General features: G+C 74.9%; 22 protein-coding genes. 11 read left to right on the top strand and 11 right to left on the bottom strand.

Going from position 1 to position 21,689, the window contains the following annotated elements; all coding sequences use genetic code 11:
• Positions 1 to 236: 236 nt before the first annotated feature.
• Complete coding sequence (gene sigB, locus DQ239_RS17840; RefSeq protein WP_199583142.1) at positions 237 to 1,229, top strand: RNA polymerase sigma factor SigB; 993 nt, start codon at positions 237 to 239, stop codon at positions 1,227 to 1,229.
• Positions 1,230 to 1,341: 112 nt separating this feature from the next.
• On the opposite strand, the gene DQ239_RS17835 is transcribed toward sigB, so the two are convergent.
• Together DQ239_RS17835 and DQ239_RS17830 are read right to left on the bottom strand one after the other, a co-directional pair.
• Entirely contained in the window at positions 1,342 to 4,038 is a 2,697-nt protein-coding gene (locus DQ239_RS17835; RefSeq protein ID WP_113835754.1) for a bifunctional GNAT family N-acetyltransferase/acetate--CoA ligase family protein, read from the bottom strand.
• On the bottom strand, positions 4,031 to 5,212 hold the full coding sequence (locus tag DQ239_RS17830) for an acetoin utilization protein AcuC (RefSeq protein WP_113835753.1): 1,182 nt from the start codon (positions 5,210 to 5,212) through the stop codon (positions 4,031 to 4,033). Before DQ239_RS17830 ends, DQ239_RS17835 begins: the two co-directional genes overlap by 8 nt.
• Positions 5,213 to 5,366: 154 nt before the next feature.
• On the opposite strand from DQ239_RS17830, the gene DQ239_RS17825 reads away from it, so the two are divergent.
• Both DQ239_RS17825 and DQ239_RS17820 read left to right on the top strand, forming a co-directional pair.
• Positions 5,367 to 6,092: a metal-dependent transcriptional regulator gene (locus tag DQ239_RS17825; protein WP_113835752.1), complete on the top strand. Its 726-nt coding sequence runs from the start codon at positions 5,367 to 5,369 to the stop codon at positions 6,090 to 6,092.
• Between the two features lie 84 nt (positions 6,093 to 6,176).
• A complete protein-coding gene (locus DQ239_RS17820) occupies positions 6,177 to 8,276 on the top strand; it encodes a S9 family peptidase (RefSeq protein WP_113835751.1) in 2,100 nt (699 codons plus the stop codon).
• A gap of 25 nt (positions 8,277 to 8,301) precedes the next feature.
• Here DQ239_RS17820 and DQ239_RS17815 read toward each other — a convergent pair whose 3' ends face one another.
• From DQ239_RS17815 to DQ239_RS17805, 3 genes are all read right to left on the bottom strand, one after another.
• Positions 8,302 to 9,393 carry a DUF4192 domain-containing protein gene (locus DQ239_RS17815; RefSeq protein ID WP_113835750.1) on the bottom strand — a complete coding sequence of 364 codons (1,092 nt, stop codon included), beginning with the start codon at positions 9,391 to 9,393 and terminating at the stop codon, positions 8,302 to 8,304.
• A 75-nt stretch (positions 9,394 to 9,468) separates the two neighbouring features.
• Positions 9,469 to 10,227, bottom strand: coding sequence for a hypothetical protein (locus DQ239_RS17810; protein ID WP_113835749.1), 759 nt, complete (start codon positions 10,225 to 10,227; stop codon positions 9,469 to 9,471).
• A 35-nt stretch (positions 10,228 to 10,262) separates the two neighbouring features.
• Positions 10,263 to 10,556, bottom strand: coding sequence for a Dabb family protein (locus DQ239_RS17805; RefSeq protein WP_113835748.1), 294 nt, complete (start codon positions 10,554 to 10,556; stop codon positions 10,263 to 10,265).
• A gap of 96 nt (positions 10,557 to 10,652) precedes the next feature.
• Between DQ239_RS17805 and DQ239_RS17800 the strand changes: the two genes are divergently transcribed.
• From DQ239_RS17800 to DQ239_RS17780, 5 genes are read left to right on the top strand one after another with little or no spacing between them, the layout of a single operon-like run.
• Entirely contained in the window at positions 10,653 to 11,906 is a 1,254-nt protein-coding gene (locus DQ239_RS17800; RefSeq protein WP_113835747.1) for a glycosyltransferase family 4 protein, read from the top strand.
• A complete protein-coding gene (locus tag DQ239_RS17795; protein ID WP_113835746.1) occupies positions 11,900 to 12,676 on the top strand; it encodes a class I SAM-dependent methyltransferase in 777 nt (258 codons plus the stop codon). Before DQ239_RS17800 ends, DQ239_RS17795 begins: the two co-directional genes overlap by 7 nt.
• Positions 12,666 to 13,775, top strand: coding sequence for a prenyltransferase (locus DQ239_RS17790; protein WP_233489458.1), 1,110 nt, complete (start codon positions 12,666 to 12,668; stop codon positions 13,773 to 13,775). The genes DQ239_RS17795 and DQ239_RS17790 overlap by 11 nt, the downstream gene beginning before the upstream one ends.
• Positions 13,772 to 14,629, top strand: a complete 858-nt coding sequence (locus DQ239_RS17785; protein WP_233489457.1) for a glycosyltransferase — start codon at positions 13,772 to 13,774, stop codon at positions 14,627 to 14,629. Before DQ239_RS17790 ends, DQ239_RS17785 begins: the two co-directional genes overlap by 4 nt.
• Positions 14,626 to 15,525 (top strand): glycosyltransferase, encoded by a 900-nt coding sequence (locus DQ239_RS17780; protein ID WP_199583138.1) that lies wholly within the window; start codon positions 14,626 to 14,628, stop codon positions 15,523 to 15,525. The genes DQ239_RS17785 and DQ239_RS17780 overlap by 4 nt, the downstream gene beginning before the upstream one ends.
• Here DQ239_RS17780 and DQ239_RS17775 read toward each other — a convergent pair.
• The 6 genes from DQ239_RS17775 to DQ239_RS17750 all read right to left on the bottom strand — a co-directional run bounded on the left by DQ239_RS17775 (position 15,513) and on the right by DQ239_RS17750 (position 19,876).
• The gene (locus DQ239_RS17775; RefSeq protein WP_233489456.1) at positions 15,513 to 16,664 is read right to left on the bottom strand and encodes a sigma-70 family RNA polymerase sigma factor; all 1,152 of its coding nucleotides are present in this window, start codon (positions 16,662 to 16,664) and stop codon (positions 15,513 to 15,515) included. The two genes, DQ239_RS17780 and DQ239_RS17775, sit on opposite strands and share 13 nt — an antisense overlap.
• Positions 16,665 to 16,666: 2 nt before the next feature.
• Positions 16,667 to 17,074, bottom strand: a complete 408-nt coding sequence (locus DQ239_RS17770; RefSeq protein ID WP_113835744.1) for a YciI family protein — start codon at positions 17,072 to 17,074, stop codon at positions 16,667 to 16,669.
• A gap of 95 nt (positions 17,075 to 17,169) precedes the next feature.
• Entirely contained in the window at positions 17,170 to 17,508 is a 339-nt protein-coding gene (locus DQ239_RS17765; RefSeq protein WP_113835743.1) for a TraR/DksA C4-type zinc finger protein, read from the bottom strand.
• Entirely contained in the window at positions 17,505 to 18,122 is a 618-nt protein-coding gene (locus tag DQ239_RS17760) for a class I SAM-dependent methyltransferase (protein WP_233489455.1), read from the bottom strand. Before DQ239_RS17760 ends, DQ239_RS17765 begins: the two co-directional genes overlap by 4 nt.
• Before the next feature lie 14 nt (positions 18,123 to 18,136).
• The gene (locus tag DQ239_RS17755) at positions 18,137 to 19,405 is read right to left on the bottom strand and encodes a YibE/F family protein (RefSeq protein ID WP_113835742.1); all 1,269 of its coding nucleotides are present in this window, start codon (positions 19,403 to 19,405) and stop codon (positions 18,137 to 18,139) included.
• A 48-nt stretch (positions 19,406 to 19,453) separates the two neighbouring features.
• Entirely contained in the window at positions 19,454 to 19,876 is a 423-nt protein-coding gene (locus tag DQ239_RS17750; RefSeq protein WP_113835741.1) for an STAS domain-containing protein, read from the bottom strand.
• 80 nt (positions 19,877 to 19,956) lie between these two features.
• Between DQ239_RS17750 and DQ239_RS17745 the strand changes: the two genes are divergently transcribed.
• The 3 genes from DQ239_RS17745 (at position 19,957) to DQ239_RS17735 (ending at position 21,678) form a co-directional block, all read left to right on the top strand.
• Complete coding sequence (locus tag DQ239_RS17745; RefSeq protein ID WP_147252159.1) at positions 19,957 to 20,625, top strand: hypothetical protein; 669 nt, start codon at positions 19,957 to 19,959, stop codon at positions 20,623 to 20,625.
• A gap of 101 nt (positions 20,626 to 20,726) precedes the next feature.
• A complete protein-coding gene (locus DQ239_RS17740) occupies positions 20,727 to 21,227 on the top strand; it encodes an Hsp20/alpha crystallin family protein (protein WP_113835739.1) in 501 nt (166 codons plus the stop codon).
• 79 nt (positions 21,228 to 21,306) lie between these two features.
• Entirely contained in the window at positions 21,307 to 21,678 is a 372-nt protein-coding gene (locus tag DQ239_RS17735) for a MerR family transcriptional regulator (RefSeq protein ID WP_113835738.1), read from the top strand.
• Positions 21,679 to 21,689: the final 11 nt, after the last annotated feature.

Below are 21,689 nucleotides of genomic sequence, written 5' to 3'. Positions count from 1 at the left end.
CCAGGGGTACAGGGCCGTGAGCGACACCACTCCCTGTCGGTTGGCTGTGAACCCGGGACTCGTGGAACACGCGGCCCCGTCCTGACCGTTGTGCAGGGCGTACCACATCGGACAGAAGAGCAACGGGGACCGTCCGGACGACCCCGGGTTCCCCACAGACGCCCCGGATGGCACAGCCGCCGCACACCGACGGCCGGCGGATGCATCCGAATCGAAGGCAAGGACGAAGAAGCATCGTGACGCTGCTGCAGTCTTCCCCCAACGACACCCTCGAGGTGCGCTCCCGCACGGCGCGCCGCGAGCCCGACACCACCGGCCTGGTGTCCACCGACCTCGTGCGCGTGTACCTCAACACCATCGGCAAGACCGCGCTGCTCACCGCCGAGCAGGAGGTGGAGCTGGCCAAGCGGATCGAGGCCGGCCTGTACGCCGACCGACTGCTGGCCGAGAAGCCGGACCTGTCGTCCGCCAAGAAGCGGGACTACAAGATCCTCGCCGTCGACGGCAAGGCGGCCAAGGCGCACCTGCTGGAGGCCAACCTCCGGCTGGTCGTCTCGGTGGCCAAGCGCTACACCGGCCACGGCATGACGTTCCTCGACCTGATCCAGGAGGGGAACGTCGGGCTCATCCGCGCGGTGGAGAAATTCGACTACACCAAGGGCTTCAAGTTCTCCACGTACGCCACCTGGTGGATCCGGCAGGCGATCACCCGCGCCATGGCCGACTCCGGGCGCACGATCCGGCTGCCCGTCCACCTCGCCGAGCAGGTGAACAAGGTGGTCCGCACCCGGCGCCGCATGCACCAGGAGCTGGAGCGCGAGCCCACCCCGGAGGAGATCGGCCTCGAGCTGGACATGACCGAGGAGCGGGTGGTCGAGCTGCTCGAGCACAGCCGCGACCTGGTCAGCCTGGACCAGACGGTGGGCGCCGACGAGGAGTCCCGGCTCGGTGACTTCATCGAGGACGCCGACGCCGCGGTCGCCGAGGACGCGGTCGCCTTCCAGATGATGAAGGGCGACGTCCGCAACGTGCTGGAGACGCTGGAGGACCGCGAGCGCGACGTCGTCATCCTGCGCTTCGGTCTCGACGGCGGTCAGCCGCGGACGCTGGAGCAGATCGGCAAGCAGTTCGGCCTGTCCCGCGAGCGCGTGCGGCAGATCGAGCGCGAGACGATGGCCAAGCTGCGTGACCCGCAGCGCGCCGACGCCCTGCGCGACTACCTCGCCTAGCAGCAACAGCAGAAAGCCGGTCACCCGTGGGTGACCGGCTCTCTGCTTGTTCGGCCCCTCTGCAGGGTCCCGCTGCGAGCGTGCGAGCAGTGGGGGGCAGAGGGGTCCTCTTTCAGAGCGGGCTGCGCATCCGGCGGGGGCCGGGGTCGACGCGGGCGGTGGGCGGCCCGACCCGCGCCGTGCCGCCGGCGACCACCAGCGAGCGGCCGCCGTGCCAGGGGTTGGCCGGGCCGACGATGACCGGCTCCAGGGTCAGCCGCAGCACCTCGGGCAGGTCGTCGGCCAGCCGGGCGACCCGGAGCAGCAGGTCCTCCAGCGCGGCGGTGTCCACCGGCTCCGAGCCGCGCCACCCGTCCAGCAGCGGCCAGGCCCGCGGTCCACGCACCAGCTCGGCGGCGTCCAGGTCGGTGAGCGGCAGGGTGCGGAACGCCCGGTCGCCGAGCAGCTCGGTGGCCACTCCCCCGACGCCGAAGCTCACCAGCGCACCGAAGGACGGGTCGTCGACGATCTCGACCACCGTCGCGACGCCGGGCGCAGCCATCTCCTGCACGATCACCGGGTCACCGGAGGGGATGGCGGCGTAGGCGGTGCGCACCGCATCGGCGTCGGCCAGGTCCAGCCGGACCCCGCCCAGGTCCGAGCGGTGCCGGAGCCACGGCGCCGTCGACTTCAGCACGACCGGGTACCCGACCTCCGCGGCCGCGGCCACCGCCGCCTCGGGCCCTGTCACGGTGCGGGTGCGCAGCAGCGGGACGCCGTACGCGCCCAGCAGCGCCATCAGCTCGTCGTCGTCCAGCTCGCGGCCGGCCGGCGCCGAGGCCAGCACCTGGCGCACGACGGTCCGCGCGGCCTCCTCGTCGACGTCGGGGAGCTCGGGGACGTCCCCCACCGGGCGGCGGCGCCAGCGGGCGTACTCGGCGACCTTGGCCAGCGAGATGACGGCGCGCTCCGGGGTGCTGTAGGAGGGCACCGACCCGCGGGCCGGCATGCCGTGCTCGTCGAGGACGGCGAGGTCCGGGGGCACGCCCTCCGCGGACAGGAAGCTGGCCAGCACCGGCTTGGTCGAGCCCGCCGCGACGTCGCGCAGGGCGGGTCCGAACTCGTGGGACCCCGACATCAGCGGCGGCAGGAACACCGCGATGACCGCGTCCACGCCGTCGTCGTCGACCGCTGCCTGCAGGGCGTCGCGGAACTGCTCGGGCGTGCCGTCCACGCCGATGTCGACCGGCTTCTCGTGGGCGAGCGCCAGCCCCTCCTCGAGCACGGCGTCGGCGACCAGCACGCCGATGGCCGTGGAGTTCCCGACGATCGCCACGCGGTCGCCGTCGGGCAGCGGCTGGTGGGCCAGCAGGGTGCCGACGTCGAACATCTGGGCCACCGTCTCGACGCGGATGACGCCGGCGGAGGCGAACAGCGCGGCCACGGACTGCTCGGGGACCGCGACCGAGGTACCGGCCAGACCGGGGGTGACGCCGACGTGCCGGCCGCTCTTCACCGCCACGACCGGCTTGGTGCGGCCGACCGTGCGCGCCAGGCGGGCGAACTTGCGCGGGTTGCCGAAGCTCTCCAGGTGCAGGAGCACGACCTCGGTGCCCGGGTCGGTGGCCCAGTACTGGAGCAGGTCGTTGCCGCTGACGTCGGCCCGGTTGCCCGCCGAGACGAAGGTGGACAGGCCGATGCCGCGGCTGCGGGCCCGCTCGAGCAGCGCGACCCCGAGCGCGCCGGACTGGGCGAAGAAGCCGACCCGCCCGCGGCCGGGGACCATCGGGGCCAGCGAGGCGTTGAGCCGCAGCGCGGGGTCGGTGTTGACGACGCCCAGGCAGTTCGGGCCGACCACGCGCATGCCGGAGGCCCGGGCGGAGGCGACCAGCCGGCGCTCGGCCTCCCGCCCCTCGGCCCCGCTCTCGCCGAACCCGCCGGAGACCACGACCAGGCCGCGCACCCGCTTGCGCCGGCACGCCTCGACGACGCCGGCCACCTCGTCGGCCGGCACGGCCACCAGTGCCAGGTCGACGTCGTCGGGGATGGACTCGATGTCCGCGTAGGCGGGCACCCCGCGGACGTGCCGGGCCGACGGGTTGACCGGGTAGACCGGCCCGGCGAAGCCGTAGTCCAGCAGGTGCCGGAGCAGCGCGTTGCCGATCTTGCCCGGGTCGTTGCTGGCACCCACCACGGCGACCGACGACGGCGTGAGCAGGCGGGCGATCGACCGCGACTCGCTGCGCTGCTCGCGCTCGTAGGCGACGGCGAGGGCCTGCTCGGTCGGCTCGATCGGGAAGGACAGGTGGACGACGCCGTCCTCGTAGGAGCGCTGCGACTTGTAGCCGGCGTCCTGGAAGACCCGCACCATCGAGCTGTTCTGGGCCAGCACCTCGGCGACGAACCGCTTGATGCCGCGCTCGCGGGCGGCCGCGGCGAGGTGTTCGAGCAGGACCGAGCCCAGGCCGCGGCGCTGGTGGGCGTCCTCGATGAGGAAGGCCACCTCGGCATCGTCGGTGCCGGGGTAGCGGTCGTAGCGGCCCACCCCGATCACCTGGTCGCCGAGCAGCACGACGAACGCGACGCGGGCGTCGTGGTCGACGTGGGTGAAGCGGTGCAGCTCCTTGGCCGAGAGCCGCTTCATCGGCCCGAAGAACCGGTAGTAGCGGGTCTGGTCGCTGCTCCGGTCCATCAGGCCGGTGAGGCCGTCGGCGTCGTCGGGACGGATCGGGCGCAGGTGCACCGTGCCGCCGTCGGCGGCGACGATGTCGGCCTCCCAGTGCGGCGGCGGCGTGGGCACCTCCTCCACCGTCGCCTCCCCGCTAGTCACGCGGGTCGTCCGGGTCCAGGCCGAACAGCGGGAAGCTGGCCCGGCGCGTGCGCATGATCGAGCGGTCCACGCGGGACTCGGTGAACGCGTCCCAGCGGGCGAAGCCGGTGTAGCCGCCCTCGGTCATGTGCGTCGGCGGCCGGGCGCGCAGGCCGCGGGCGACGACGTCGTCGCGCCAGGACTGCGGGATCTCCGTGGCCGGGTCCAGCGGTGAGCCGGCCGCCTCGGCGAGCAGGTGCGTCCAGGCGCGGGGCACGGCGCGCACCAGCCCGTACCCACCGCCGCCGAGGGCGATCCAGCGCCCGTCGCAGAGCTCGTGGGCCAGCTCGTGCATCGCCCGGTAGCTGGCGCGCTGCCCGTCGATGGTCAGACCGAGGTCGGCCAGCGGGTCCTCGTGGTGGGCGTCGCACCCGCACTGGGTGACGATGATCTGCGGGTCGAACGCCCGCAGCACGCTGGGCACGACGGCGGTGAACGCACGAAGCCAGGCGGAGTCCTCGGTGCCGTTGGGCAGGGCCAGGTTGACCGCGCTGCCCGAGGCCTTCTCCGCGTCCCCGGTCTCCTCGGGGAAGCCGGTGCCCGGCCAGAGGGTCAGCGGGGTCTGGTGGATGCTCACCGTGAGCACCCGGGGGTCCTCGTAGAAGGCGGCCTGGACGCCGTCACCGTGGTGCACGTCGAGGTCGACGTAGGCGATCCGCTCGTAGCCCTTCCCCAGCAGCCACGCGATGGCCACGGCGGCGTCGTTGAAGACGCAGAAGCCCGACGCGGCGTCGCGCATCGCGTGGTGCAGCCCGCCGGAGATGTTCACCGCGTGCTGGGCCGCCCCGCTGTGCACCTGCTCCGCGGCCAGGAGGCTGCCGCCGGTGATCAGCGCGGCGGCGTCGTACATGCCCGGGAAGATCGGGTTGTCCGACGTCCCGAGGCCGTGCCCGACCGTGGGATCCGACGGCGCCCGGCGGACCGCGTCCAGGTACACCGGGTCGTGCACCAGCTCGAGCAGGTCGGCACCCGCCGGCGTGGGACGCAGCACCCGCACCCGGTCGCTGCTCAGCACGCCCAGGCCGTCGGCCAGGCGCATGGTGAGGTCCAGCCGCACCGGGTGCAGAGGGTGCTCCCCGCCCATGGTGTAGCCGAGCAGGCTGTCGTCCCAGACGACGGCGACCGAGTCGCTCAACCGGACCTCCCCGTGCCACGCGCCGGCCCGGGAGGCCGACGAGGGCGACGCTACCGGCGGTCACGGGCGGACGCGCCCCCTGCACGCCGACGCGGGCGACCGGGTGCGGCCGCATCGCGCCTCTAGACTGGGCGTCGACCCGGAGGAGTGCTGCGTGAACGACCTGATCGACACCACCGAGATGTACCTCCGCACCATCTTCGAGCTCGAGGAAGAGGGGATCACCCCTCTCCGGGCCCGGATCGCGGAGCGTCTGCACCAGAGCGGCCCCACCGTGAGCCAGACGGTCGCCCGCATGGAGCGCGACGGCCTGCTCACGGTGGAGGGCGACCGGCACCTGCAGCTGTCCGAGGAGGGCCGCCAGCTGGCCACCGCCGTCATGCGCAAGCACCGGCTGGCCGAGTGCCTGCTCGTCGACGTCATCGGCCTGGACTACGCCGACGTCCACGAGGAGGCGTGCCGCTGGGAGCACGTCATGAGCGAGGCGGTGGAGCGCCGGCTGCTGGCGCTGCTGGGCAACCCGCGCGTCTCGCCGTTCGGCAACCCGATCCCGGGCCTCGAGGCGCTGCGCGGCGACGAGCCGCTCGGTGGCGAGACCTCCCCGGTGCTCGACGCCCTCACCGTGCTGTCGACGACGGCCACCGAGGAGGGGCGCCCCGTCGTCGTCCGGCGGATCAGCGAGCAGCTGCAGGAGAACGCCGAGCTGCTGCGGGAGCTGGCCGAGCAGGGCATCCGTCCGGGCGTGACGATGCAGGCCCGGGTGGTCGACGGCGCGGTGAGCCTGGACGGCTACCAGCTGCCCCTCGAGGTGGCGCGGCACATGTTCGTGAGCGCCGTCGACGAGGAGCTCACCCCGCTGGAGGCCGCGCCCCTGCTCTGACGGGGCACCACAGCCCCGGCCGCGGAGGGCGCCGGCGCTCACTACGGTGGGCCCGACGTCGACCCCTCCTGGAAGCAGGTCCCGGTGAGCCCGTCCGACCCCTCCGCCGCCGACCCCTCCGCCGCCGCGCCCGACCCGGAGGTGGGCGAGACCGACGACCCGGGCCACCCGTTCCTCCGGCTGGCCGACTTCGCCGCGCTGCCCCGGATCGGTGCGCTGGCCCTGTCCACGGACGGCTCCCGGCTGGCGGTCTCGGTGGCCACGCTGGACCCGGCGAAGAAGAAGTGGCAGTCGGCGCTGTGGGAGGTCGACCCCACCGGCGCCCGCCCCGCACGGCGGCTCACCCGCAGCGCGCCGGGTGAGTCCTCCCCGGTGTGGGCGCCCGACGGCTCGCTGCTGTTCATCTCCGCCCGCCCCGACCCGACGGCCGCCGAGCCGGGCGAGCCGACGCCGGCCCTCTGGAGCCTGCCCGCGGGCGGTGGCGAGGCGCGGCCGGTGCTCAGCAGGCCGGGCGGCATCTCGGGCGTCGCCGTCGCGGCGGACTCCGGCGACGTCGTCGTGGCGGCTCCGACCCTGCCCGGGGGCGCGGAGGCCGAGGCCGACGAGGAGCGCCGCAAGGCGCGTGCGGACGCCGGCGTCACGGCGGTGCTCCACGAGACCTACCCGGTGCGCCACTGGGACCACGACCTCGGGCCCGCCGCGCCGCACCTGTTCTGGGCCGGCCCGGCACCAACCGAGGAGTCCGAGGAGCCGGTGCCTCTGCGCGACCTGACACCCGAGGCCACCCCGCCGCACGGGGCCGGCGAGGAGTTCACCCTCTCCCCCGACGGGCGTCTGCTGGTGCGCTCCGAGGAGGTGCCCGACGGTCCGGCGGGGCGGCGCAACCGGCTGGTCGTCACCGCCACCGACGGCAGCGGCACCCGGGTGCTGGTCGACGACCCGCTGGCCGACGTCTACGGCGCGGCCTTCTCCCCCGACGGCGCGGCGATCGTGTGCGTCCGGGAGTCGCTGTCGACCTTCGCCGAGCCGCCGAACTACACGCTGCTGCTCGTCGACGTGGCCGAGGGCACCGTCCGCGACCTGACCCCCGACGTGGACCGGTGGCCGAGCGCCCCGCAGTTCGCCGCCGACGGCGCGGCCGTCTACTTCCTCGCCGACGACGACGGCCGGCACGCCGTCTTCCGGGTGCCCGTGGACGGGGGCGCCCCGGTGCGGCTGGCCGGGGACGGCGCCTACAGCCACCTGCAGGTCGCCGCGGACGGCAGCGCCCTGTACGCGTTGCGCTCGGCCTACGACTCGCCGCCGGTCCCGGTCCGGCTCGATCCCGTGGCGACCGGGCTGGAGCCGGAGCCGCTGCCGAGCCCCGGCACCGTCGACACCCTCCCGGGCACGCTGCACGAGGTGGAGGCCACCGCGGCCGACGGCACCCGCGTGCAGTCCTGGCTGGTCCTGCCCGAGGGCGCCTCGGCCGACTCCCCCGCGCCGCTGGTGCTGTGGATCCACGGCGGCCCGCTGATGAGCTGGAACTCCTGGTCGTGGCGGTGGTGCCCCTGGGTACTGGCCGCCCGCGGGTACGCGGTGCTGCTGCCCAACCCGGCGCTGTCGCAGGGGTTCGGGCAGGACTTCGTGCGCCGCGGCTGGGGTCGGTGGGGCGAGGCGCCCTACACCGACCTGATGGCGGCGGTGGACGCGGTCGAGCAGCGCCCCGACATCGACGCGTCGCGGACGGCGGCGATGGGCGGCTCCTTCGGCGGCTACATGGCCAACTGGATCGCCACGCAGACCGACCGGTTCCAAGCGATCGTCAGCCACGCGGGCCTGTGGCACATCGACTCCTTCACCAGCACCACGGATGCGGCCTACTACTGGGAGAAGGAGTGGGGCGACCCGCTGGCCGACCCGGGCCGCTACGAGAAGAACTCGCCGCACCGCTACGCCGACGCCATCCGGACCCCGATGCTGGTCATCCACGGCGACAAGGACTACCGGGTGCCCGTCGGGGAGGCGCTGCACCTCTGGTACGACCTGCAGAAGCGGGGGGTGCCCTCGAAGTTCCTGTACTTCCCGGACGAGAACCACTGGGTGCTCACCCCCGGCAACTCGACGGTCTGGTACGAGACGGTGCTGGCCTTCCTCGCCGAGCACGTCCTGGACGAGCCCTGGCAGCGGCCCGCGCTGCTCTGACCCACCCGCCGCGCCGCCGGGTGCGTCAGCGCGCCGACGCACCGGGCACACCGGCACAGCGACCGGCCTCGACCAGCAGCGCGCGGAGCTGCCGCGGCGCGACCCAGGCGTCGAGCGCATCACGCAGCAGCCCCGCGAGCGGGTTGCCCGGCTCGCTGTCCAGGGCCCGGTCCAGGGCGGTGTTCGCCATCGCGCCGTCACCGCGGAGCCACGAGCAGAGCGCCACCAGCGCCGCCGGGAAGGCGTCCAGCGGCGAGGGCGCCCGCCGGGTGCACTCGGTCCACAGCGCCTCGGCCGCCGCAGCGTCGTCCAGCGAGAGCAGCAGCGCGCCGTCCCGCACCTCGGGCTGCCGGAGGCTCCAGACGATCCGGGCGATCTCCTCGTCACCGAGGCGGGTCCGGTCGCTGCCCGGTCGGGAGCGGGCGACCGCCGACCGGATCCGCCGGCGACCCGCCGACCGGGCGACGGGCCCCTCCAGCCCCACCCGGAGGACGACCGCCTCCATCGCCGCGCAGGCGGACTCCCCCGGTGGCGCCAGCCGGTCGGCCAGGGCGCCGCGATGGGCCGCCACGACGGTGCCGGAGGCGACGGCCGCCACCTCCAGCTCCCCGACGGCCGTGGGGAGCGGGGTGCCGCCGTCCGGGGCGCAGCAGGCGGCGGGGCAGTCGTAGTCCCACCACCGGTCGCCGCGCACCAGCAGCGCCTGCTCCAGCGGGAGGCCGACCGCGTCCAGCGCCAGCACCAGCTCGTGCAGGAGCAACCGGTGCGGCAGGTCGGTGCCGCGTCCTCCGCCCGGGACGAGCGGCTCGTCGGGGGCCTCGGACACCAGGACGGCCAGCGCCGCCCGCGGCTCGTCCGTGGCCAGGCTGCGCGCCAGGACCGCCGCCAGCTCCCGTGCCTGCCCGGCCGGCGGGAGGTCGGCCCGCACGGTCAGCCCGACCCGGCGTCCCGTCTCCCCGCCGAGCCCGACGAGCACGACCGACTCGTCGGGCCGGTAGCCCAGCAGCTGGGGCAGGCCGGCGGCGAGGTCGCCGGGATCACCGATGCGGACCAGGGGGTCGGGCGGGGCGTCCGGAGGTACGCGGAAGGGGATCGGTGCCGGGTCGCGGAAGTCCATGCGCCGACCGTGCTCGCCGGCCGGCCCGGGCGGGGCCGTCCGCGGTCATCTGTGGATCCGCCCGCCCCCTGTGGATCAGTCGAGCGCGGCGGCCTGGGTCTCGTGGGCCCGCTCGAGCAGCGCGGTGAACGCCGCGGCGTCCAGAGGTGCGTCCGCACCGGTCGGATTCGCCGGCAGCGACGTCAGGAAGACGAGCCGGTCGCCGTCCTCGACGGCACCCAGCAGCATCGGCATCGACCCCTGCGTCCCGTCGGGCAGGTCCAGGGTGGTGGTGTAGAGCACCACTGCGGCATCGTCGCCCAGGTCCGGGGCCGGCAGGTTCTCGAACACCCCTGAGACGACGACCTGCCCCAGGCTCGGCGCGGTGACCTGCACCTCGGAGCAGCGCACGGCCGTATCGGCGAGCTGCTGGACCGATCCCTCGACGGGGCCGCCGCGGATCAGCATCTGGATGGTCGCGGTCGTCTCGTCGACGGCGCTCACGGCGGCGACGTCCTCGAAGTCGCTGAAGTCCGGCTGGGTTCCCTGCACCGCCGCGCTGCACTCCGCCGGGGTGACCTCCGCGCCCCTGGCCAGCGCGGTGGACTCGCCCGCACCGTCCTCGAGTTCCTCCCGCGAGACCGCCGTGACCACCGCCGTGGGCCCGAAGTCGTCGGCGCCCAGCAGGCCGGTGGCGAGATCGGCCTCCGGCTCCGGCTTCGCGGACGCCTCCGAGGCCTTGGCGCCGGTGGGCGCGGCGTCGTCCGCCGGGTCCTCCCCGCCGCACCCGGTCAGCACGGCGGTGGCGAGCAGCCCGGCGGCGAGCGGGCCGCGCAGGCGGGACGTCGTCGACATGGGCCGACGGTAACGGGAGACCGGGGCGGCGGGGGTCAGGCCTGGTACTGCACCGCGGCGCGGGAGGCGAGGATCGGCCGCACGAACTCCGCGACGACCGACAGGTGCACCGGGTCCTGGGCGTACCGGTAGAACGCCTCGGCGTCCGGGAAGTCGGCGATCAGCACCGCCGAGGCGTTGCCGTCGGACAGCCCGGCGTCCTCCGCGACGACGAAGGAGCTCATGCCCCCCACCTCGTTGCGGAGCCCACGGAGGGCGGTGAGCGCGGCCCCCACCCGCTCCTCACCGGCCGTCGGCTGCCAGGTGAAGGTGACGACGTGACGGATCATGTCGTCCAGCTTCGCAGGTGCTCCCGCCACCCGGACGGGGGTCTGCGCCCCTCTGGTGGCCGGGGGCGGGAAGGGGCCTCGGTAGGGTCCCCGACCATGGGACGGTCGCTGCGCATCGCACTGCTGTCCTACCGGAGCAAGCCGCACGGCGGCGGCCAGGGCGTCTACGTCCGCGCGCTGTCCCGGGAACTGGCCGAGCTGGGCCACCGCGTCGAGGTCTTCAGCGGCCAGCCCTACCCGGAGCTGGACGACGGCGTCCCGCTCACCAAGCTGCCCAGCCTCGACCTCTACCGCGAGCCCGACCCGTTCCGGATGCCCCGGCCCTCGGAGTTCCGCGACTGGATCGACGTCGCCGAGTGGGCCACCATGTGCGCCGCCGGCTTCCCCGAGCCGCTGACCTTCACCCTGCGCGCGGCCCGGCACCTCCTCCCCCGCGCCGACGAGTTCGACGTCGTCCACGACAACCAGTCGCTGGGCTACGGGCTGCTGCGGCTCACCCGGGCCGGGCTGCCCACCGTCGCCACCGTGCACCACCCGGTGGCGATCGACCGCGAGCTGGACCTGGCCGCCGCCCCGTCGCTCCACCGCAAGCTGACGCTGCGCCGCTGGTACGCCTTCACCCGGATGCAGGCGAAGGTCGTGCGCCGGCTCGACGCGGTCACCACGGTCTCGGAGAGCTCGCGGCGCGACATCGGCACCTACATGGGCGTGCCGCCGGAGGCCATCGACGTCATCCCCGTCGGCATCGACCCGGGCACCTTCACGCCGCCACCGGAGGGGCAGGCCCGCGACACCGACTCGATCCTGGTCGTCACCAGCGCCGACGTCCCGCTCAAGGGCCTGGTGCACCTGCTCGAGGCGGTGGCCAAGCTGCGCACCGAGCGGCCGGTCACCCTCACCGTCGTCGGCAGCGCGCGCCCGGGTGGTCCTGCGGAGACCACGCGGGACCGGCTGGGCCTGCACGACGCCGTCCGCTTCACCGGGCCGGTGCCCGAGTCCGAGCTCATCGACCTGATGCAGCGGGCCACGGTGGTCGCCATCCCGTCGCTGTACGAGGGCTTCTCCCTGCCCGCGATCGAGGCCATGGCGTGCGGCGCACCGCTGGTCACCACCGACGCAGGCGCGCTGCCCGAGGTCGTGGGCACGAAGGCCGGGCTGCGGGTGAAGGCGGGCGACGTCGGTGAGCTCACCGCGGCGCTGAAGCTGGTGCTCGACTCGCCGTCGCTCGGCGAGCAGCTGGGCCGCGCCGGCCGGCGCCGGGTCCTGGACACCTACACCTGGCGGGCCACCGCCGAGCGCACCGCCGACTGGTACGCGCAGACCCTGGAACGGAAGGGACGTCCTTGCTGACCGTCGACTACGACCTCCTCGACCTCCGGCCGGGGATGCGCGTCCTCGACCTCGGCTGCGGCGAGGGACGGCACGCCTTCGAGGCCTACCGCCGGGGCGCCGACGTCGTCGCGGTCGACTGGGGCACGTCCGAGGTCGAGACCACCAAGCGGTGGCTGGGTGCGATCGGCGAGGCCGGCGAGGCCGGGCTGCGGCCCGACGGCACACCGGCCCGCTTCGAGGTGGTCCGCGGCGACCTGCTGCACCTGCCGTTCCCCGACGCCAGCGTCGACCGGGTCATGGCCTCGGAGGTGCTCGAGCACATCCCGGACGACGTGACGGCGATGGCGGAGATCTTCCGGGTGCTGAAGCCGGGCGGCCGGATGGTCATCACCGTGCCGCGCTACGGCCCGGAGCGGATCTGCTGGGCGCTGTCCGACGAGTACCACGCCAACGAGGGCGGGCACATCCGCATCTACCGCGGCACCGTCCTGCGCGACCGGCTCGCCTCGGTGGGTCTGGTGCCCGGCCGCACGCACCACGCCCACTCGCTGCACGCCCCCTTCTGGTGGCTCAAGTGCGCGGTCGGCGTGGAGAACGAGGACAACACCGCCGTGCGGGCCTACCACCGGCTCCTGGTGTGGGACCTCATGCACCGCCCGTGGCTCACCCGGACCGCCGAGAAGCTGATGGACCCGGTGTTCGGCAAGAGCTTCGTGATCTACGCCGACAAGCCCGCGACGGCGGCCGGCTCCGCGCCGATCGAGGCGGAGCGGGCCCTTGCCGGCTGACGCCCCCCGGCTGCTCCCGGAGCTGCCCGGGGTGCTGACCGGCGACCAGGTGCGGACCACCGTCTCCTGGATCGCCGCGCAGCAGGACGCCGACGGCGCCCTCCCCTGGTTCCGGGGCGGTCAGCTCGACCCGTGGGACTCCGTCGAGGCGGCCATGGCCCTGGACCTCGGCGGCGAGCACGACCGCGCCCGCGCCGCCTACCGCTGGCTGGCCGGCCGGCAGCGCCCCGACGGGTCCTGGGCCGCCGAGTACCGCGACGGCGCCGAGGTGTCGGCGGGCGTGGAGAGCAACCACGCCGGCTACCTCGCCGTCGGTCTGTGGCACCACTGGCTGATCACCGCCGACGAGCGGTTCGTCGCAGAGCTGTGGCCGGTGGTCCGCCGCGGCCTGGAACTGGTCGTCGCCATGCAGCTCGACGGCGGCGCCATCGGCTGGGCCCTCCGCCCGGACCGGACGCCGGACGCCCTCGCGCTGCTCACCGGCAACGCGAGCCTCTTCCAGGCGCTGCGCTGCGGCATCGCCCTGGCCGGCCTGGTCGGCCGGCCGCAGCCGGACTGGGAGGTGGCCGTCGGCGACCTCGGGACGGCGCTGCGCACCCGCCCCGACGCGTTCGCCGACCGCTCGCGGTTCTCGATGGACTGGTACTACCCGATCCTGGGCGGCGCGGTGACCGGCGAGCAGGCCCGCGACCGGCTGGCCGCCGGCTGGGACACGTTCGTCGTCCCCGGCCTGGGCGCCCGGTGCGTCTCCGACCGGCCGTGGGTGACCGGGGCCGAGACCTGCGAGCTGGCGCTCGCCCTGGTCGTCGCCGGGCAGCGGGACGCCGCGCTGGAGCAGGTCGCGGCGATGCAGCACCTGCGGGACGACGACGGCTCGTACTGGACCGGGTTCGTCTTCGCCGACGACGTCCGCTGGCCGATCGAGCGCACCACGTGGACCGCCGCCGCGGTGCTGCTGGCCGCCGACGCGCTCTCCGGCGCCACCCCCGCCGCGGGCCTCTTCGCCCACCCGGAGGCGCTGCCCGCAGCAGGAACCGTCGACGACGGCGCGCGCACGGCCGGTTGGCTGGCAGGAGGTGCGGGCACCGTCCATCCGTGACGTCGTCCCGCCCCACCCCGACCGCCGAGGTGACCGTCGTGGTCGCCAGCCGCAACCGGCGGGCGGAGCTCCTGGTCACCCTCGCCCGCCACGAGGCGCCGGTGGTGCTCGTCGACAACGGCTCCACCGACGGCACGGTCGACGCGGTGCGTGCGGAGCATCCCGAGGTCACGGTGGTCCCGCTCGAGCGGAACCTCGGCGCCTTCGCCCGTACCGTGGGCACCGCCCGGACCGGCACCCCGTTCGTGGCCTTCGCCGACGACGACTCCTGGTGGGCACCGGGCGACCTGGCCCGCGCCGTGGCGGTCATGCGGGAGCACCCGCGCCTCGCCGTCCTCAACGCCCGCATCCTGGTCGGCCCCGAGGAGCGGCTGGACCCGGTGTGCGCGGAGATGGCGGAGAGCCCGCTGCCCGGCGACGGCCTGCCCGGGCCCGCCCTGCTGGGCTTCGTCGCCTGCGGCGCCCTGGTGCGCACCGAGGCGTTCGAGCAGGCCGGCGGGTTCGACGACGTGGTCCGCTTCCCCGGCGAGGAGGAGCGGCTGGCCCTCGACCTGGCGACCGCCGGCTGGTCGATGGCCTACGTCGACCGGGTGACCGTGCACCACCACCCCTCTCCGCACCGTGACGCCCCGGCTCGGCGCCAGGCGGCGATCTGGCGGAGCCGGTTGCTCACCGCCGTGATGCGGTTGCCCGTTGTCGACGTCGCTCGGGTCCTCGTCGCGGCGGCGCGGGCCGGCCGGCCGGGCCTCACCGGGGTGGGTCGCTCGGTGCGCGACCTGCCCGCCGCCCTCCGCAGCCGCCGGCCGGTGCCGCCGCGGGTGCGCGCCGACCTCCGGACCCTGGCGTCGGGGTGAACGAGGACCCGCGGGTGGCCGTCGTGGTCATCACCCACCAGCGGCGCGACGAGGTGCTCGGCGCGCTGGACCGGCTGCTCGCCCTGCCGGAGCAGCCGCACGTCGTCGTCGTGGACAACGGCTCGACCGACGGCACCGCCGAGGCGGTGCGGCAGCGCTTCCCGGCCGCCGAGCTCGTGGCCAGCCCGGTCAACCTGGGCGCGACCGGCCGCAACGTCGGCGTCGCCCGGCTGGCCACCCCCTACGTCGCCTTCTGCGACGACGACACCTGGTGGGACCCCGGCTCGCTGCGGACCGCCGCCGATGCCCTCGACGCCCACCCGCGCCTGGCCGTCGTCACCGCGCGGATCCTGGTCGAGCCCGGCGGCCGCGAGGACCCGATCGTCCCCGAGCTGCGCGACTCCCCTGTGCGCGGCGCCGAGTGGCTGCCCGGGCCGGCGCTGGGCTCCTTCCTCGCCGGCGCCTCCGTGCTGCGGCGGTCGGCCTTCCAGGAGGTCGGCGGATTCTCCGAGCGGCTCTGGCTGGGCGGCGAGGAGGAGCTCATGGCCGGCGACCTGGCCGCCCGCGGCTGGGAGCTCTGCTACCTCCCGGCCCTCACCGTGCACCACCGGGCCAGCCGCGCCCGCGACGCGCACCGGCGCCGCCGCGACGGCATCCGCAACACCCTGTGGACGACGTGGCTGCGCCGCCCGCTGCGCCCCGCGCTGCGCCGCACCGTGCACCTGCTGCGCACCGTGCCGCGCGACCGGATCACCGCGGCGGCCCTGCTCGCCGCCGTCCGCGGGCTGCCCTGGGTGCTGCGCGAGCGCCGGGTGCTGCCCCCGCACGCCGAGGCCCGCTTCGCCGCGCTCGAGGCGGCGCAGCGCAGCTCCACCGCCCGCCGCTACGTGAGCTGAGCCGCGCGGAGGCGGGCCGCCTCGCGGGTCAGGTGGTCGCGCTCGGGGAGGCTGGTCGCCGACCGCGCCGCCTCGGCGTAGAGCCGGGCCGCGGTGGCCGGGTCGCCGTCGCGCTCGTGCAGGTAGGCCGCGACGGCGGCGTACCGGGGCAGGCCCGGGGCCAGCTCGGCGAGCGCGGCAAGCCCGGCGCGGGGCCCGTCGGACTCGGCGACCGCGACCACGCGGTTGAGCCGGACGACCGGGCTGCCGGTGAGCCGCACCAGCTCGTCGTACCACTCGACGATCTGCACCCAGTCGGTCTCCGCGGCGCTGCGGGCGTCGGCGTGCAGGGCGGCGATGGCGGCCTGCACCTGGTACTCCCCCAGCCGGTCCCGCGACAGCGCCGTCTGCAGGATCTGCACGCCCTCGGCGATCGCCGTGGTGTCCCAGCGGCTGCGGTCCTGGGCCGCCAGCGGCACCAGGCTCCCGTCGGGCGCCGTGCGCGCCGGGCGCCGGGCCGCGTGCAGCAGCATCAGGGCGAGCAGGCCGGCCACCTCCGGGTGGTCCAGCGCCGCCCGGAGCTGCCGGCAGAGCCGGATGGCCTCGGCGACCAGGTCGACGTCCCCGGAGTAGCCCTCGTTGAACACGAGGTAGAGGACCCGCAGCACGGTGCCGACGTCGCCGGGCCGGTCGAGCCGAGCGCCGGCGATGGTCCGCTTCGCCCGGCTGATCCGCTGCGCCATCGTCGCCTCGGGCACGAGGTAGGCCTCGGCGATCTGCCGCGTGGTCAGCCCGCCGACGGCGCGCAGCGTCAGCGCGACCGCCGACGACGGCGACAGGGACGGGTGTGCGCACAGGAAGTAGAGCTGCAGCGTCTCGTCGGCCTCGGGCACCGGGCCGGGCGCCGGCTCCTCCTCGACGCGCTCCTCCCGCCGGCGACGGGCGGCCTCCGAGCGGGTCGCGTCGAGGAACCGGCGCCACGCGACGGTGACCAGCCAGCCCGTCGGGTCCCGCGGCGGGTCGGCCGGCCACACCCGGACCACCTCGACCAGCGCCTCCTGGACGGCGTCCTCGGCCGCCGCGAAGTCGGCTCCGCGGCGGACGAGGACGCCGAGCACGCCCGGCACGAGGCTCCTCACCAGGGCCTCGTCGAGCGGCACGGTCACTCCGCGACGAGCGAGGGCTCGCCGTACAGGGGGCGGACCTCGAGCCACTCGTGGATCGGCTTGCCGTCCTTGCCCGGCGCCGCCGACAGCTCACCGGCCAGCTCGATGGCCCGCTCCGGCCCGTCGACGTCGATGATCATGTACCCGGCGATCAGGTCCTTGGTCTCGGCGAACGGCCCGTCGGTGACCGGCGGACGGCCCTCGCCGTCGTAGCGGACCCACATCCCGTCGGGCGCCAGCGCGTTCTCCCCGACGAACTCGCCGGCCTCGCGCAGCCGGTCGGCGAAGTCGGTCATGTACTGGATGTGCGCCGTGATCTCCTCCGGCGTCCACCGGTCCATCGGCTCGAAGCCGGGCTCGGTCGGGGCGCCGCGGTAGTGCTTGAGCAGCAGGTACTTGGCCATCGGACTCTCCTCCGGTGATGTTCGGCCATTCTGGCCGCGTGCACCCCGGGGACGGAGCCGCGCGGGTGTTCTCGACATCCCGCCGGGAGAAGGACTCAGCGGGCGCAGTCGATGCAGGTGCGCGCCGCGGGGCGGGCGGCCAGCCGCTCGGCCGCGATGGGCCGGCCGCAGGTCTCGCAGCGGCCGTAGGTGCCGGCCTCCACGGCGGTGACCGCGGCGTCGACGTCGGCCAGCCGCCGCCGGGCCTGGTCGAGCAGTGCCGCGACCTGCTGCCGCTCGAAGGCGATGGTGGCACCCTCGGGGTCGTGCTCGTCGTCGGCGTTGGACGCCTTCGACGCGGCCACCACCTCGTCGAACTCCCGGGTCAGTGCCTCGATCTGCGCCAGCGCCGCGGCCCGCTCGGCGGCGAGCGCGTCGGCGTCCCGCGCGCTCATCGGTCGCGCCGCAGCAGCCGCATCGAGCCGACGCCGGGCAGCTCGGTGAAGTCGCCGGACTCCAGCACGCGGGTGTAGACGCCGTAGGGCGCCTGGCCGCCGTCGGCCGGGTCGGGGAAGACGTCGTGGATGGCGAGGGTGCCGCCGACGGCGAGCTTGGCCACCCAGGCGTCCTGGTCTCGGCGCGCGGACTCCTCGGTGTGGCTGCCGTCGAGGAACAGCAGCGCCAGCGGCGTGCTCCACAGCGGTGCGAGCACCTCGGAGCGGGTGACGATCGCGACGACGACGTCCTCGGCGCCGGCGGTGGCGATGGTCTGCCGGAAGCGGGGCAGCGTGTCGATCAGCCCGACGGCGGGATCGACCAGCGACGGGTCGTGGTACTCCCACCCGGGCTGGTGCTCCTCGGAGCCGCGGTGGTGGTCGACGGTGATCACCTGCCGGCCGGTCTCCCGCGCGGCGGCGGCCAGGTAGAGCGCCGACCGGCCCATCCAGCTGCCGACCTCCAGCAGCGGACCGGGGACGGCGACGGTGCGGGCCACCTCGTACAGGGCACGGCCCTCGTCGTCGGGCATGAACCCGGGGGCGGCGGAGGCGGCTTCCAGAAGGTCGGACACGCCTACAGCTTGGCTCACCGGGCGAACCGGGCGCGCAGCGCGGTCATCCGGCGCTCGGTCGCCTCGCCGGCGGAGGTGCCCGCGGCCTTGGCGAAGAACGCGCCGACCGCCGTCGTCACCGGCACCGCCAGCACCAGGGCGATCGAGCCCACCAGGGTCCGGATGACCTCCTCGGCGAGGGCCGAGGAGGTGAGGACGACGTCCCACGGCTGGTTGTAGAGCTCGAAGAGCAGCAGCAGCGGCAGGGCGGCGCCCGCGTAGGCGAAGACGATCGTGTAGACGGTCGAGGCGATGTGGTCGCGGCCGACCGCCATGCCCCGGTCGTACAGCGTGCGCCAGGTCATCCCCTGGTCGACCTCGTGCAGCTGCCACACGGCCGAGGCCTGCGTGATGGTCACGTCGTTGAGGACGCCGAGCCCGGCGACGACGATCCCGGCGAGGACCAGGCCGGAGAAGCTCAGGGTCGGGTCGTAGTTGTTGAGCGTGGTCGTGTCCTCGCTGGTCAGCCCGGTCAGCCGGGCGGCCGACACCGACAGCGACCCGAGGACGGCGACCAGGAAGAGCCCGAACAGCGTGCCGATCAGCGCCGTCGTCGTCCGGGCGGTGAAGCCGTGGGCGAGGTACAGGACGACGAACATGATCGCCGCGGAGCCGACCAGGGCGACCATGGTCGGCGAGGACTCCGACAGCAGGCCGGGCAGCATGAACTGCAGCATGATGAAGAAGGCGAAACCGAGGCCCACCAGCGAGGCCAGGCCGCGCCACCGCGCCACCAGCCCGACGACGACGGCGAAGGCGACCGCCAGCGTGATCATCGGAGCTCCGCGGGCGTAATCGTAGAACCCGTACGTCGCCCCGTCCTCGGCCGAGGTGTCGCGGGTGAGGACCAGGGTGTCGCCCTCCTCCACCCCGTTGGCGACGACCACGGCGTCCAGCTCGATCTGCTGGAAGTCGCCCGCCCCCTCGCCGTCGAGGACCTCCACGACCGCCCGGGCGCAGGTCGCGGGCCGGTCGGGGTTGCCGCAGTCGAACTCCTCGAGCGACACCACCTCACCCTCGGGGTAGGTCGTCCCGGGCGGCAGGTAGGTGGCGGCGACCTGCTCGGCGCGGGTCGGCTCGCCGGTGGGCCACAGGACGAACAGGCCCACCACGGTCGCCAGGCCCACGGGCACGAGGAACAGCAGCATCAGCCACACGGCACGGCGGCGCAGGCGGACCGTCTCGGGGCTGGGCGGCGGTGCGTCGGGGTCGGGTCCGTGGCTGTGCGAGTGGCTGGGGGGCACCCGGTCAGGCTAGGAGCCCGCCGCGCGACGGCGGCCTCCGACACCGGGTCAGCTGTGCTCGCGCGGGCTCCCGCTGGGGCCGGTGGGCGAGATGACCGAGGCGACCTCCGCGCCGTTCGCGTCCAGGATCGGGAACCGGTGCCAGAGCCCGGTCAGCTGGAGCGGCCGGGCCACCGCGGCCGACGGCGTCACCAGCGCCACGTCCACGCCCTTGGGAGCGGCCATGCGCTGCAGCTGCACCAGCACGGCGATGCCGGCGGAGTTCATGTAGGGGACGCGGCCGAGCACCAGCTCGACCCGCCGCAGCGGCTGCCGGGACAGCAGCTCCTCGGTCAGGACCCGCACCAGCGGCCGGCGGGCGGCCTCGGTGAGCTCGCCCTCGACGGTCACCGACACGACGTCGCCGTCGACGGCGACGCGCACCTGCGGCTCGTCCTCCTGCCCGGGGCTCTGCGCTGCGCTCTCGGCCATGCGGTGCTCACTGCCCCGGTCGCGTGGAGTTCACGCGCGCCGTCCTCGTCGCCGACCCGCGCTCTGCCAGGCTCCGCGCCATGGACCCGGCCGCGCCCTCCGCCTCGGACCCCCGACCGGCCGGACCCTGGCTTCCCCGGGCGACCGTCGTGGCGATCGCGGTCCTCACCGTCGTGGCGGTCCTCGTCGGGCAGCGTGACTGGGCGGTGCCCGAGCGGGCGCAAGGCGGCTTCCAGGTCGCAGCCGTGCCCTCGTCGCTCACCGCGCTGGTGCTGGGCCTGACGGCGATCTGCCTGCTCGTCGGCGCCGCCGTGACCGCGCGGGACGCCGCCCTCCGGCCCCGGGACCCGGTGCTCCTGGTCTGGCTGGCAGTGTCGCTGCTCGCCGCCGCGGCGCTGGTGTGGAACGCGCTCGTCCTGGCCGCCGACGCCGAGTTCGAGACCGGCGCGGTCATCCCGGTCCTCCACTGGGCCTTCACCTTCGTCCCGGCGCTGGTGACCGGCCTCGCCGCGCGGAACCTGGGGGTCGCCCGAGCGGTCGCCGCGGCGCTGGGCACCGGCGTCGTCACCCTGCCGCTGTTCGGCCTGGGCTGGTCGCTCCTGCACTCGCGGGAGTCGCCGGCGGCCGGCACCGGGAACAGCCTCTGGACCACCGCGGTCCTCGGCCTCGTCCCGCTCGCGATCGCCGCGGCGATCTCCCGGAGCAGCGCCCTGAGCGCCGCCTGGAAGCGGGAACATCCGACGCACTGAGACGTTTACTCCGGTGCTCGACCGAGGTAATCTCCAGTCGCCACTAGAGGTTCACTCCTCGGGCAGCGAACACACCAGCGAGACCCCGGAGGTATCGATCCATGATGCTGACCGCCTACGACCCGTTCGCCGCCACGTCCGCCGCCTTCCGCGCGCTGGACCAGCTGACCGGGCGATCCGGCTCGATGACCGCCCGCCCGCTGTCGGGCATGCCGATGGACGCCTACAAGGTCGGCGACAACTTCGTCGCCCACTTCGACCTCCCCGGCGTCGACCCGGGCTCGATCGACCTGTCGGTCGAGGGCACCACGCTGACCATCAGCGCGGAGCGCTCGGTCCCGCACCTGGAGAACGCGGAGTGGGTCGCCGCCGAGCGGCCCTACGGCAGCTACACCCGACAGCTGGTCCTGGGCCGCAGCCTGGACACCGACCGGCTCGAGGCCAGCTACCACGACGGCGTGCTCACGGTGAGCATCCCGGTCGCCGAGAAGGCCCGGGCCCGCAAGATCACCGTCACCCGCGCCGACACCCCGGCGGCGGTGGAGCCCCGCACCATCGAGGGCGACGCGCCCGACACGGAGCACGAGGCCGTCACGAACTGACGACGGCAACCGGAGGGGCCGGACCCGGCGGGTCCGGCCCCTCCGCTCTTCCCCGCACCCCGATCCGGAGGAGACGGCGATGACCGACGCCGGCGACCCCCTGCACCGCCTCGACGACCCCGACTTCCCGGCGCTGACGATGAGCCAGGCCGCCGAGCTGCTCGGCGTGCAGGCCGCCTTCCTGCGCAGCCTCGATGCCTCGGGCGCCCTGCAGCCGTCCCGCTCCGCCGGTGGGCACCGCCGCTACTCCCGCACCCAGCTCGGCCTGGCCGCCCGGCTGCGCGGCCTGCTCGACGACGGGCACCCCCTCGCCTCGGCCGAGGCGATCGTCGACCTGCAGGACCAGCTCGCCGACGCCCGCGCGGACGCCGACCGGCTCCGCGCCGACGCAGCCTCCCGGCGCTCCGACGAGGTGGAGCGGGACGGCGGACCGATTGCACGGGAACCCTAGGGGGGTATAGT

This window comes from Blastococcus sp. TF02-09 (assembly GCF_003319105.1).
Taxonomy (GTDB): Bacteria; Actinomycetota; Actinomycetes; order Mycobacteriales; family Geodermatophilaceae; genus Blastococcus.
This window is presented reverse-complemented; position numbering and strand designations above follow the sequence as displayed.

What these genes read in the sequence shown, in the direction of transcription:
- DQ239_RS17740 (WP_113835739.1), top strand. Translation starts at nt 20,727, where the DNA reads ATGATGCTGACCGCCTACGACCCGTTCGCCGCCACGTCCGCCGCCTTC.
- DQ239_RS17750 (WP_113835741.1), bottom strand. Translation starts at nt 19,876, where the DNA reads ATGGCCGAGAGCGCAGCGCAGAGCCCCGGGCAGGAGGACGAGCCGCAG.
- DQ239_RS17800 (WP_113835747.1), top strand. Translation starts at nt 10,653, where the DNA reads ATGGGACGGTCGCTGCGCATCGCACTGCTGTCCTACCGGAGCAAGCCG.
- DQ239_RS17770 (WP_113835744.1), bottom strand. Translation starts at nt 17,074, where the DNA reads ATGGCCAAGTACCTGCTGCTCAAGCACTACCGCGGCGCCCCGACCGAG.
- DQ239_RS17810 (WP_113835749.1), bottom strand. Translation starts at nt 10,227, where the DNA reads ATGTCGACGACGTCCCGCCTGCGCGGCCCGCTCGCCGCCGGGCTGCTC.
- DQ239_RS17815 (WP_113835750.1), bottom strand. Translation starts at nt 9,393, where the DNA reads ATGGACTTCCGCGACCCGGCACCGATCCCCTTCCGCGTACCTCCGGAC.
- DQ239_RS17745 (WP_147252159.1), top strand. Translation starts at nt 19,957, where the DNA reads ATGGACCCGGCCGCGCCCTCCGCCTCGGACCCCCGACCGGCCGGACCC.
- DQ239_RS17765 (WP_113835743.1), bottom strand. Translation starts at nt 17,508, where the DNA reads ATGAGCGCGCGGGACGCCGACGCGCTCGCCGCCGAGCGGGCCGCGGCG.
- DQ239_RS17805 (WP_113835748.1), bottom strand. Translation starts at nt 10,556, where the DNA reads ATGATCCGTCACGTCGTCACCTTCACCTGGCAGCCGACGGCCGGTGAG.
- DQ239_RS17735 (WP_113835738.1), top strand. Translation starts at nt 21,307, where the DNA reads ATGACCGACGCCGGCGACCCCCTGCACCGCCTCGACGACCCCGACTTC.